General features: G+C 57.9%; 14 protein-coding genes. 7 read left to right on the top strand and 7 right to left on the bottom strand.

Annotation, left to right across the window (positions count from 1 at the left end; genetic code table 11):
• Positions 1-286: 286 nt before the first annotated feature.
• Positions 287-655 (top strand): Hpt domain-containing protein, encoded by a 369-nt coding sequence (locus tag EYC79_RS01340; protein WP_130976967.1) that lies wholly within the window; start codon positions 287-289, stop codon positions 653-655.
• Between the two features lie 160 nt (positions 656-815).
• Positions 816-1,136 carry a 2Fe-2S iron-sulfur cluster-binding protein gene (locus EYC79_RS01335; protein WP_062437684.1) on the top strand — a complete coding sequence of 107 codons (321 nt, stop codon included), beginning with the start codon at positions 816-818 and terminating at the stop codon, positions 1,134-1,136.
• A 299-nt stretch (positions 1,137-1,435) separates the two neighbouring features.
• Here EYC79_RS01335 and EYC79_RS01330 read toward each other — a convergent pair whose 3' ends face one another.
• Complete coding sequence (locus EYC79_RS01330) at positions 1,436-2,065, bottom strand: DUF922 domain-containing Zn-dependent protease (protein ID WP_130976966.1); 630 nt, start codon at positions 2,063-2,065, stop codon at positions 1,436-1,438.
• 208 nt (positions 2,066-2,273) lie between these two features.
• On the opposite strand from EYC79_RS01330, the gene folP reads away from it, so the two are divergent.
• From folP to folK, 3 genes are read left to right on the top strand one after another with little or no spacing between them, the layout of a single operon-like run.
• Complete coding sequence (gene folP / locus EYC79_RS01325; RefSeq protein WP_472240646.1) at positions 2,274-3,137, top strand: dihydropteroate synthase; 864 nt, start codon at positions 2,274-2,276, stop codon at positions 3,135-3,137.
• A complete protein-coding gene (folB, locus tag EYC79_RS01320) occupies positions 3,134-3,499 on the top strand; it encodes a dihydroneopterin aldolase (RefSeq protein WP_062425460.1) in 366 nt (121 codons plus the stop codon). The genes folP and folB overlap by 4 nt, the downstream gene beginning before the upstream one ends.
• On the top strand, positions 3,492-4,010 hold the full coding sequence (folK, locus tag EYC79_RS01315) for a 2-amino-4-hydroxy-6-hydroxymethyldihydropteridine diphosphokinase (protein WP_130976965.1): 519 nt from the start codon (positions 3,492-3,494) through the stop codon (positions 4,008-4,010). Before folB ends, folK begins: the two co-directional genes overlap by 8 nt.
• A gap of 127 nt (positions 4,011-4,137) precedes the next feature.
• On the opposite strand, the gene EYC79_RS01310 is transcribed toward folK, so the two are convergent.
• From EYC79_RS01310 to EYC79_RS01295, 4 genes are all read right to left on the bottom strand, one after another.
• On the bottom strand, positions 4,138-4,695 hold the full coding sequence (locus tag EYC79_RS01310) for a hypothetical protein (RefSeq protein WP_062425458.1): 558 nt from the start codon (positions 4,693-4,695) through the stop codon (positions 4,138-4,140).
• A gap of 128 nt (positions 4,696-4,823) precedes the next feature.
• Positions 4,824-5,900, bottom strand: a complete 1,077-nt coding sequence (locus EYC79_RS01305; protein ID WP_130976964.1) for a YcjF family protein — start codon at positions 5,898-5,900, stop codon at positions 4,824-4,826.
• Complete coding sequence (locus tag EYC79_RS01300) at positions 5,897-7,372, bottom strand: YcjX family GTP-binding protein (protein ID WP_130976963.1); 1,476 nt, start codon at positions 7,370-7,372, stop codon at positions 5,897-5,899. The genes EYC79_RS01305 and EYC79_RS01300 overlap by 4 nt, the downstream gene beginning before the upstream one ends.
• 101 nt (positions 7,373-7,473) lie before the next feature.
• The gene (locus EYC79_RS01295; protein WP_130976962.1) at positions 7,474-7,983 is read right to left on the bottom strand and encodes a SixA phosphatase family protein; all 510 of its coding nucleotides are present in this window, start codon (positions 7,981-7,983) and stop codon (positions 7,474-7,476) included.
• 268 nt (positions 7,984-8,251) lie between these two features.
• Here EYC79_RS01295 and dksA point away from each other — a divergent pair, with 268 nt between their 5' ends.
• Positions 8,252-8,671 carry an RNA polymerase-binding protein DksA gene (gene dksA / locus EYC79_RS01290; protein WP_062425454.1) on the top strand — a complete coding sequence of 140 codons (420 nt, stop codon included), beginning with the start codon at positions 8,252-8,254 and terminating at the stop codon, positions 8,669-8,671.
• 118 nt (positions 8,672-8,789) lie between these two features.
• Here dksA and EYC79_RS01285 read toward each other — a convergent pair whose 3' ends face one another.
• Together EYC79_RS01285 and EYC79_RS01280 are read right to left on the bottom strand one after the other, a co-directional pair.
• On the bottom strand, positions 8,790-9,689 hold the full coding sequence (locus tag EYC79_RS01285) for a PhnA-like protein (protein ID WP_245495162.1): 900 nt from the start codon (positions 9,687-9,689) through the stop codon (positions 8,790-8,792).
• Positions 9,690-9,841: 152 nt separating this feature from the next.
• Positions 9,842-10,717, bottom strand: a complete 876-nt coding sequence (locus EYC79_RS01280; protein ID WP_113179530.1) for an ATP-binding protein — start codon at positions 10,715-10,717, stop codon at positions 9,842-9,844.
• Between the two features lie 234 nt (positions 10,718-10,951).
• On the opposite strand from EYC79_RS01280, the gene yajC reads away from it, so the two are divergent.
• Positions 10,952-11,308 carry a preprotein translocase subunit YajC gene (gene yajC, locus EYC79_RS01275; RefSeq protein ID WP_113260685.1) on the top strand — a complete coding sequence of 119 codons (357 nt, stop codon included), beginning with the start codon at positions 10,952-10,954 and terminating at the stop codon, positions 11,306-11,308.
• The last annotated feature ends 52 nt before the right edge of the window (positions 11,309-11,360 follow it).

Below are 11,360 nucleotides of genomic sequence, written 5' to 3'. Positions count from 1 at the left end.
ACCGGGGAAGAGGTGATGCGGCACCGAATAACGGTAGTGACACATTTGCAGCTTTTAAACAATTAACACGGGCGGGGAAGGCAGTCCAAGTGCCTGCTTGTTAACAGTTTTTAAACCCGTAAAAGGGCTGGAAACCCTGAATTATGAGAAGTTTAACATAAATTAACCATAGCGAAAGATTTTCCCGTTATAGGCGCCGCATTTTTAGCGGAAAGCGACAATAGCCTGCTTTGATGTGAAACACATTCAAGCAACTTCTACCCATAGATAATGAAGGATGACGGAAATGGCTGCGCTGAGTATCGCGTTCGAAGCGCCGGACAATCATGGCGGCAACACCGCTACTGGAAAGAAACCGATCGACTTCGCTCTCCTTGCCACTCAGACTAAGGGTGACAAGGACCTTGAAATCGCTGTTCTTCAGCTCTTCTCGCGGCATGCGCGGTCCATTTTGCAGGAGCTTGCGTTTGCCGATAAGCCCTCGGCGCGCACCATTGCCGGTCGCCTTAAGGGCTCGGCCGATGCCGTTGGCGCCTTTAACGTCTCCGCTGCCGCCGAAGCCCTCGAAAACGGCCAGCATGACGGTGCGTCGCTTGCAAAGCTAGCAGCCTCCGTTCTGGAAGCCGAAAACTTCATTCTGAAGCTCTGCCGATAATCTTTAGCGAAACGGATGGCATCCGGGCAAATCTGCGCCCGGAACACAGCACCTGACGAGGGCCGGTTCGGTTCGCAACCACATTGACGGGTTGCCAATCGCAGCCGGCCTTTCTATGTCTTTAGAAGAATTCTCAAACACTCTGCCTGGATCTTTTGAAATGACCAAACTGACTATCGTTGCTTTCGACGGCACGTCCCATGAACTTGACGTCAGCAACGGCTCCACCGTGATGGAGAACGCTGTTCGCAATTCCGTTCCCGGCATTGATGCTGAATGCGGTGGTGCCTGTGCCTGTGCCACCTGTCATGTCTATGTGGATGATCAATGGACGGAGCGGGTAGGGCCGCCCGAACCGATGGAGGAGGACATGCTCGATTTCGCTTTCGACGTCCGTCCGACCTCGCGTCTTTCCTGTCAGATCAAGATGACCGACGACCTTGATGGTCTGGTCGTTCACGTGCCTGAGCGACAGGGCTGATCAAAATTACCAGAAGTCTTTGAAAAGATTGAGCGGCGGTGGCCACAGTCACTCCACCTGCCGCTCCAGTTGGGCGCGTTACCTGCAGGCGGAGAGGAAGACACCTGCGGCTTCATACGCACCGGGAGAGCCCGTGCGATCGTGAATTTCAAGTCTTCGAATATGTCTGTTATCTGGTGCTTTCACCAATACGTGAGTCTGCCTCAGGCGGCCATGGCAAGAAATCAACGGTGATTATCCGGCAAAACCTTTTGGTCGATGACATGGTTGACGCAAGCGCCATGTGCTTCATGCCGTCATCAACGTGAGCCTGCACGTTGTTGAATGCGGTTCTTGAGAAGCCGCGTCATTCTCGCGTCGAAGTTCTTGGACTCGATCTTGTCGAAACGCACCTGATCCTTGTCATGCGCATCCATGACCTCCTGGCTGACTTCCGCGACCATCTTCTGCATGGTCTCGCAATTGGCTTGCGGACGAAGCGCGCGCAGCTTCTGATCGAGATCGCGGGCATAGCCGCGGGCAATCTCGGCGTGCCGTTCCTCATGGCGCTTGATGTCGGCGGCAAGCGTATCCCAGATCAGTGCCAGATCGGCATTGGTGCGACGCCGGTTCGACCAGCGTGGCAGAAGAATCTTCGTGTGCAGCGTGACCTTCACCGTGCCCACGCCGCACCGTCCATTCTTCTCCACATAGGTGAGTTCGCCACCGAACTTGATTTCCGTCGCCCCCGGATGGCGGAAGCCCGTGGACTTGGTGACCGGGCCGCGCTGCGAAAGCTCGCGATCCAGATCTTCAGCCGTCTTCCCGCCAATGGTGAAATAGGAATAGGTCTTGGTGCTGATGGCCTCGGCGACAGCCGGACGGTTCAGACATGAGAGCAACAGGGCACCCGCGAGGAGCGCGCGGCAGACATTTGAAAGCTGCTTCATTTTCCGGCCTTCATGTTGAACTTGCCGGAGGATTGCGGCATAGAGCCCAAGGTGGCCGAAGAAGTGTTAACACGACCCTTCAATCCTTCGTAAAACGTACCGCGCCTGGAGAAAGTCGATACCGGTCTGACAACGACCGATGCGGAAAACGGAGCGGGATCGGTATAGATGGTAAGGCACTCCACGAATTCGGAAAGGCGTATGTTACTTGATAACAGCCAGCATTAATCTGTGGCAAGCGGCCCATGGTCGCTTCCTGAAACTTGATGGACATGGCCTTATCATGGCGATCGTCAACGCCACGCCGGATTCTTTCTCCGATGGGGGACGCTTTGCGACCGTGGACCAGGCCGTCCAGCACGCCTTGGCCTGCGTAAAAGACGGCGCGCATATCGTTGATATCGGCGGTGAATCGACCCGTCCAGGGGCGGCAAGTGTCACAGATGCGGAGGAACAGGATCGCGTTCTTCCAGTGATCGAAAAGCTGTCTCGGGAAACGGATGCGCTGATCTCCGTCGATACCTACCGGGCATCGACGGCGCGCCTGGCAATCGAGGCGGGGGCTCACATCGTCAACGACGTTTTCGGCCTGCAGAAAGATCCTGACATGGCCAAGGTCGTGGCGGGCTCCGGGGCAGGCGTCTGCATCATGCACACCGGCCGAGAGCGTCAGAAGCTGGACGACGTCATCGCCGACCAATTCGTTTTTTTGAACCACTCTCTCGGTATCGCCGACGCTGCCGGCATTGCGCGCGATCGTATCGTGCTTGATCCCGGCTTCGGCTTTGCCAAGGATGTGGATGAAAATGTCGCACTAATGTCGCGTTTCGATGAGCTTGCATCCTTCCGCCTGCCTATGCTGGCTGGCACGTCCCGCAAGCGCTTCATCGGCGCGCTGACCGGGCGGGAAGCAGCGGATGAGCGCGATGTGGGAACGGCGGCAACAACCACGATCTTACGTCTTGCAGGCGCGGTCATTTTCCGCGTTCATAACGTGTCCATGACAAGGGATGCCTTGGCTGTCGCCGATGCTGTCCTCGACCAGAAGAAGCGACAGGAGACACGCGCTTGAGCCGTTACACGATCCTATTGAAAAACTGTTCGTTCTTCGCTCGCCATGGCCTGCTGGAGCAGGAAGAGGTTCTGGGCCAGCGCTTCTTCGTCGACGCCGAAATGGATGTCGAGGCCGGAGATGCACTCGAGACGGACGAGATCGGCAACACCGTGGATTACGGCGTGGCCTTCGCCGTCATCGAAAAGATCGTCGTCGGCCAACGGCGCTATCTGATCGAAGCTTTGGCCAATGATATCGCCACGGCGCTTCGGCAGCGTTACCCGCAAATCGTGCGGGTCAAGATCACCGTGCGCAAGCCCTCGGCGCCTGTTCCAGGCATCCTCGATTATGCTCAGGTCTGCGTCGAGCAGCATGCCTGAGATCTGGACATCCGCAACACTCGGTCTCGGCGGCAATATCGGTGACCCGAGGGCGGCCATGACCAAAGCGCTGGCTGCTTTAAGCGACCGTAGCGATTGTCGCCTTGTGTCCGTGTCCGAGCTTTACCGCACACCGCCCTGGGGCAAGACCGATCAGGCTGATTTCTTCAACTCCTGCGCTTTGATCGAAACGGCGCTGCCTGCCGAGGCCTTGCTCGATCTCTGCCTTGATATTGAATGCGGGATGAAGCGTGTGCGCCTTGAGCGCTGGGGACCGCGCACCATCGATATCGATGTGCTGACCTATGGCGACGCGCAGGTCCTGACGGAGCGTGTCGAAATTCCCCATCCCAGAATGACGGAGCGAGCCTTCGTGTTGATGCCGCTTGCCGATATTGCGCCGGATCTGGTGGTCAAGGGCAGGCGGGTGATCGAATGGCTGGCAGACGCGGATAAGACCGGCATCGTGCGCGCAAACGAAAAGCGGGAATGGTGGGCCACTCCCGCTTAGAGCGCCGTGCGTCCTATTGGACGCACAAAGGACACTCTATCTTCTTTGATCTACGCATCGTGCTTTCCGAAAATCGAGTCCGATTTTCGGGCCGATGCTGTAGCAATCAGAATTGGATTGAGGCGCTTTACGGCTTGATCGAACCGACCGCCATCGAGTCGACATTGCGTGCCAATGTCAGGCCGATCACGGGAATCATCTGGTCTGCGACCTTCACCGAGATCGTGATGTTCATCGACTTGTTGTCTTCCATCACGCGAGCAACCATGGCGCCGTTGAGTTTCGCACGGTTGATGCCGAGCACCACCTTGTCACCGCTGACCTGTCCGGAGGTGACGTCCAGTCCCTTGCCCTCGGAGCCATCAAGGAACTTGCCCTCATAGCCGCTGCCCTTCTTGGCAATGATGGCGGACATGGGCTGCTTGAAGACGCCAACGCGGCAGGTGCCGCCAAGCTTGATGCCGGTCTCTTTTTCACCCAGCGGTTCGCCGGTGAGATCGCAATTGAACTTGGTGCCCTTGTACTTGCCCGCGACGATCTCGCCCGGGCCGGACCACGTGCCGGCGACCGATCCGAAGAAGACATCGTCACGCGATGCGGCTTGAACGTCGGAAACTGCGAGCCCGCTGCTCACGGACATAACGGCGGCAAGCCCGCCCAGAAGCGAAAAGAAGCGCGAAAACATGATACTTTCCCTGGCGAGTAGGTCGCTTTGTGTGGGAGCAATCTATGTCGCGAATGGTTAACGCTTGGTATATTTCGCTGAAATAAGGATAACGAATTGTAACCATTTGGTCCTGAAGAGCCCTGAAATCAGGGCTTTTCAGTCTTCAAACCACCTTTCAGATCCGGTGTGAGATCAGACATGAAGTCGCTGATGCCAGGCCGTTTTAGAGCCCGGAAAGGAAGCGGGCGGCAGAGGTCCATTGCGGCAATACCGATCCGTGCGGTCATCAGTCCATTGATGACACCCTCGCCGAGACGGGCCGAAAGGCGTGAGGCGAGACCATGTCCAAGCACCTGCTGAGCAAGCCCATCACCCACCGCAATCGAGCCTGTCACCGCCAGATGGGCAATCACATCACGCAGCAGCCGGATCATGCCGAGCGTGCCGGGACGTCCGCCATAAAGTTCTGCCATGGCGCGAATGAGCCGGGTCACTTCAAACAGAACATAGGCAAGATCGACGATCGCCCGCGGGCTGACGGCAGTCACGACGGAGACGCGCTTCGAAGAATTGAGAATCAGCGCACGCGCCTGCCGGTCAAGCGGGGTCAGAAGCTCCCTTTCGGCAAGCTCCATCAGGTGCGGGCCGTCGATCACATCGTTTTCGGTGTCCTTCAGGGCGGCACGACCTTTTGCTGTCTCCGCTCGGTGAGAAAGGACAGCCGTCAGCTTTGTGATAACCGAGCGCGCGGCAGACGCCTTCTTTTGGCTGGCAGCGTCTTGCGCATCGGCCTTCAGTGACTGCACCGCATTCAACCGCATGATTCCAAAAAATTCTCGCCCGACAAGCACGAGGACGGCGAAGACGGCAACGATGAGGGCGATGCTTGCCGTGTAACCCAACCAGTCAGAGCGCGAAAACAGGTCGCGGATCAGCTGGTCCGCCCACAGCCCGAAGGCAAGTGACAAAAGAACGCCAACTGCGCCGAGAGCAAGCCTGCCGAAGGAGAAGCGGTGACGACGCGGTTCAGCCACGGGAAGCGGTGCTGCATCGATCTCCTCCGGTGCCAGGAATGGATCCTCTTCATCCGGCACCATGGAGACATCGCTATCGAAGCTGCGTGGCTGGCGCCGTGGCAAAGCCGTCGGCGTGTCTTGTCTCGCTTCCGTTTCCAGCGTGAAAGCGGCAGGTCTGCGGGAAGAGCCGTTAGTGTCGTCTTTCATGCGAGCTTGTCTCCAAACAGGAACTGCATGGCGCGGTCGAGCCGGATATGCGGAACCGAGAGCTTGATGCCGCCAGCCGTCTCTTCGAGCTTCGGCGGACGAAAGCGGATGACGTTGACGTCCGGCAGGTCTGCCGAAGCGCCCTGCGCGTCGATCTGGCGAAACAGCGGCTCGGGGTCTTCCGGCAGATCGCCGGGAAAGATTGCCGTGCTGCGATTGCCATCGAAGACCTCACCATTGATCGTCTCGCCGGCAATCGGCGTCCCGACGATGACGGGCAGTGACACGCCGTCCTGACGCACGCTTGCTTCCTTCGTCGCGCGCACCGAGGCAAGCGCCATGACTTCGATACCCGCCCCACTCATGCCGATCGCCGTCACGGCGCGATCGACCAGACGCGCTGTGAGATTTTCCAGCCGATCATGACTTTCGTGGTGCAGATGATCCGCCTTGGTCGCGGCCACCAGCACCTTGTCGATTCGCCGTCCGACGAGTGACGAGAGCAGGCTGTTCTTGCCAGGGCGGAAACAGGCAAGCACGTCGCCAAGCGCGCGCTCCAGATCCTGTACCGCTTCCGGTCCGCGGTTGACCGCCTGCAGGGCATCAATGAGCACGATCTGCCTGTCGAGACGGGCGAAATGCTCGCGGAAGAACGGCTTCACCACGATTGACTTATAGGCCTCGAAGCGCCGCTCCATCATGGCGCGGAGCGATCCCTTGGCAGCCTTCTCGGTGCCGATACCGGGAAGAGGTGAAAAGGTGAGGGCAGGCGAACCTTCGAGATCGCCCGGCATCAGGAAGCGACCGGGCGGCAGTGTCGAAAGCGAACGTTCATCGGATTTGCAGGCCTTGAGATAGGCCGCGAAGCTTTCTGCCAGGCGCTTGGCGGTCATCTCGTCGGCGGGTGCATCGATATCGAGGGAGGAGGCAATCTCCAGCCAGTCGCGGGCAAGCTCGGCGCGAACACCTGTCTGCGCCAGCGACACCGTGTTGTCGCTGAAGGTCTTGTAATCCTGCGCCAGCAGCGGCAGATCGAGCAGCCATTCCCCCGGATAATCGACGATATCGATGGAAAGTCTGCCAGGTGAAAACCACCGTCCCCAGCCGCTCGCGCTCTGGTAATCCAGCGTGATGCGCAGCTCCGAAATAGCGCGTGTGGAGTCCGGCCAGACACGGTCTCGCACCAGTGCCTGGATATGATCTTCGTATTGGAAGCGCGGAATGGCGTCATCGGGTTGCGGCTCCAGGCGCACATTCGACACCCGGCCGGACCGGGTTGCCTCGAAGAGTGGCAGGCGTCCACCATTTAGGAGATTATGGACGAGCGACGAGATGAACACCGTCTTGCCCGCGCGCGAAAGTCCCGTCACACCGAGCCGCAACGTGGGATTGGCAAGCGCATTTGCCCGGTCGGCAAGGTTGTCGAGGGCGATCAATGCACTGTCGGTGAAGGATGTCAGGGATGGTGGCAATGACTCTTCCTAAAAATAATCGGTTTCCCGAAAATATATAGGGTTGTCGCATGCTCAAAAAAGAAGCGCTGAAGAAAGTTTTGCTTGGCCTTCGATCTTGGCTATGGCGTCAGAAAGTCGATGAGGCGCCAGGAGTCGCGCTTGGCTTTGTCCCTAGACGCGCAGTCCAGCACCGCAAGCCCCGCCGTGGGAAACCCATGCGGCAGCGACGCTTCGAGGATGTCGCGGCCGAGCAGGGCTTCAGCAACGGCCTCCATTGTCGGATTATGTCCCACAAGCATGAGGGAGGAAACCTCGTCCCGCGCCAGCGCGAGATTGAGATAGGTTTCAGCCTGCGCGTTATACATTTCGTCCAGATAGGACGCTTCAATAGCTCCACGGAATGAATGCAGGAAAATCCGCGTGGTTTCGCGACATCGGATGGCGGCGGAGCTGATCACGAGATCCGGGCGATAGTTTTTTTCCGCGGCGGATTTGCCGATGAGAGCGGCCTCGGCCTTGCCTTCCTCGGTTAGTCTTCTATTGAAATCGCGTTCGCCGGGTTCCGCCCATCCTGCCTGAGCGTGACGCAACAGGTAAAGCCGGAAAGTTTGCTGTTGAGACGGCGCCATTCCGGAGCATCCTAATGCAATCAAAGAGGGAGAACGATGTTTACAGGAGGAGGGGGCAAACTCGCAAGAGGCGTCGATCGCGAAGCAAGTCTAGATAAAGTGATTGAAGAAATAATCCGTGACGTCGCAATAATGTATAAAAAATAGTCGTTTAGATGATTTTTATGACAGATTTAAAAATGCCTAAAAACGAATCTCCAGACTTGAATGGCTACACGGCATTGGAGTATACCCCCGCCATATGAGATGTTCTTCGAGGAGAATCGCGTTGAGTGAGAAGATCGATCTTAGTAACTATGTGCTCTCGGAAAACGATGAGTTCATGAATGCCAACCAGCGCGCCTATTTCAGGGCCAAGCTGATCGGTTGGAAAAATGACATTTTGCGAGAAGCGCGCGAGACACTCGGTCATCTCGCAGAGGAAAGTGCCAATCACCCTGATCTGGCCGACCGCGCTTCGTCCGAAACCGACAGAGCTATCGAACTTCGAGCCCGCGATCGTCAGCGCAAGCTGATTTCCAAGATCGACGCCGCCCTTCAGCGCATCGAGGACGGAACCTACGGCTACTGTGAGGAAACAGGCGAGCCGATCGGTATCAAGCGTCTGGATGCTCGCCCGATTGCAACGCTGTCGATCGAGGCGCAGGAGCGTCACGAGCGTCGCGAAAAAGTGTACCGTGACGAGTAGTCAGTCCTATCAGATACGATGATCAGAAGGCCGCCTCAGAAATGAGGCGGCCTTCTTCATGTCCTCATAAAAATGCCCGCGACTTGCGCGGGCATTCCAGACGATCTTTCGATCGATATTATTCGACGACGACGTCGCCCTCGCGGTAAGCGCGGCTTGTGCCAACGCTGCCGCCGAAGAGAGCGGCAACCGCACCGACCAGGAGCGCACCAAAGGCAACGTAAGACGCTGTCGACACGGCGGTCGCAGTTGCCTGGGCAGCTTCGGTCGCACGTACCTTGGCCTGCTCTACAGCCTGACGGTACTGATTTTCGTAATCTGTGACCTGCTGGCGGGCCTGATCGACCGGGATATTCTGTGCGCGGGCAAGGGCGTCGGCGGCACGGTTGCGTGCATCTTCAGCCTGAGCCTGGTCGCCAGTCAGCACGGCGCGGACGGCGCTGACGGCTGTATCACGCAGCGCCTGCGGATCGTTTCCACCGCTCGCATCGCGAATGCGCTGCTCGATACCCGCCAGTGGATCGGATGTGTTGGCAAGCGCAGGGGCTGCAGTCGTCGCAGCGGTTGCGATTGTCGAGCCTGCGCCGGAGAAGACGCTCGTCACACCGGTGAATGCGCCGCCGATCAACGCTCCAACCGAGGTGGTCAGCATATAGAAGACGATCAGCGTGGTTACGGCCCAGGTGGTCAGGCCATGAAGGGCGCCAGTGGAACGGACCGCGCGGCCAGACAGGCGGCTTGCGACATAGCCACCGACGAAGGACGAGATGATGCCGCTGGCGATGATCCAGATAACGGAGCCGGTCGAAAGCGACATTGCCGATGGCGTATCGTTACGAGCAGGGTCGATTACGCCAGCACCGATGGCGGCGCCGAGAATGTTGAGAACCAACTGAAGCGTCAGTGCCACGGCGACACCGGCAAAAACGCCACCCCAGGAAATACGTGTCACGGCTTCCGGCAAGACTGCGCTGCGCGCGGCCACCGTCGATGTTGCATAGCGGACCTGACCGGCCATTTGAGACTCTCCTAATGTATCGCGCGATGGTTGCGCATGCGGAGCAACGGCCTTCCCATCCGTTGGTTCCATTGCGCACTAAGTTATCGCGGATACCGAAGTGTCTCTGATTTAATGTCTATCGCTATGGCTGTGATCAGTCACTTAGCTGTCTATCGCTGGTCCAGAGGCTTGCGCAGACGCCCGGCTGCATCCTGGATATATTGCCAGGCCACGCGACCGGATCTGCCGCCACGTGTCGTCGCCCATTCCAGCGCTTCGCGGTGCAGGACATCGCGCGCGAGACCGAGGTCGAAATGGTCAGCATAGCCATCGATCATCGCCAGGTAGTCATCCTGGCTGCATTTATGGAACCCAAGCCATAGGCCGAAACGATCGGACAGCGAGACTTTTTCCTCGACCGCTTCAGATGGATTGATGGCAGTCGACTGCTCATTTTCCATCATGTGTCTCGGCAGGAGATGACGGCGGTTGGACGTCGCGTAGAACAGCACATTCTCCGGTCGGCCTTCAATACCGCCGTCCAGTGCCGCCTTCAGAGACTTATAGGCCGTATCGTCATGGTCGAAAGAAAGATCGTCGCAGAAGAGGATGATTCTGTGCGGAGCGGCTTTCAGGATATCGAGGAGGACGGGCAAGGTGTGAATGTCTTCGCGATGCACCTCGACAAGCTTCAACGACGTGCCGCTTGCGGTGCGCACGTCTTCGTGAACCGCCTTCACCAGCGATGATTTGCCCATGCCGCGCGCGCCCCAAAGCAGCACATTGTTGGCAGCAAAGCCTTCTGCGAAGCGCAACGTGTTCTCGTGCAGGATATCCCGGACGTGGTCCACACCGCGGATCAGCGTCAGCGCAATTCGGTTCGGACGCGGCACGGGCTGCAGCCAGGCATTGCCAGGCGTCCAGACAAAACAATCGGCGCTATTCCAGTCATTTGACGCAGGTGCGGGGCCTGCGAGCCGCTCCACGGCGTCGGCAAGACGGCGAAGTTCGAGAAGCAGGAGTGCGCTGGTTTCTTCTGACGTCATGATCGATGCTCCTTGTCGACTTTCCGCGGCTCGTTGAACCCGGTCAAATGCCGGAACAGACGTGGAATTTGCGCGGCCTAGCATGGTGTTTCATGCCCCGAAAGAGTATGAGCCGTGGAAACGGTACGGGGGTCGAAGTCTTTCTGTTGCATTCTAGGGGATCGCAACTATATTCCGGCGGCTTGAAAGCTGGCCAGTGGCTTAAGACTGTGCCTGAAATCTGAGGAGTTTTTTATGTTCATTAGCCAAGCCTTTGCTCAGGATGCAGCAGGCACACCATCGGCTTTCGGGTCCGGCCTGGAAATGCTTTTCCTTTTCGCCCCGCTCATGGTCGTGTGGTACTTTTTCCTGATCCGTCCGCAGCGCGCGCAAATGAAGAAGCGTCAGGAGACGCTCACCAACATTCGCCGTGGCGATCAGGTTGTGTTGGGCGGCGGCATTGTCGGCAAGGTGACCAAGGTTATCGACGATAACGAACTTGAAGTCGAAATTGCCGAAGGCGTCAAGGTCCGCGCATCGCGCACCTATATCGCCGAGGTTCGTGTCAAGGGTGAGCCGGTCAAGACCGAAGCTCCTGCTAACGCGAAGTAACAATAAGCAGGCTGCGCATCGACGCGGCCTGGGTTTTCTAACCCAACCCTGA

This window comes from Agrobacterium cavarae (genome assembly GCF_004310285.1).
GTDB lineage: Bacteria > Pseudomonadota > Alphaproteobacteria > Rhizobiales > Rhizobiaceae > Agrobacterium > Agrobacterium cavarae.
The sequence above is the reverse complement of the archived record's forward strand: the minus strand, read 5'-3'. Positions and strand labels throughout refer to the sequence as shown.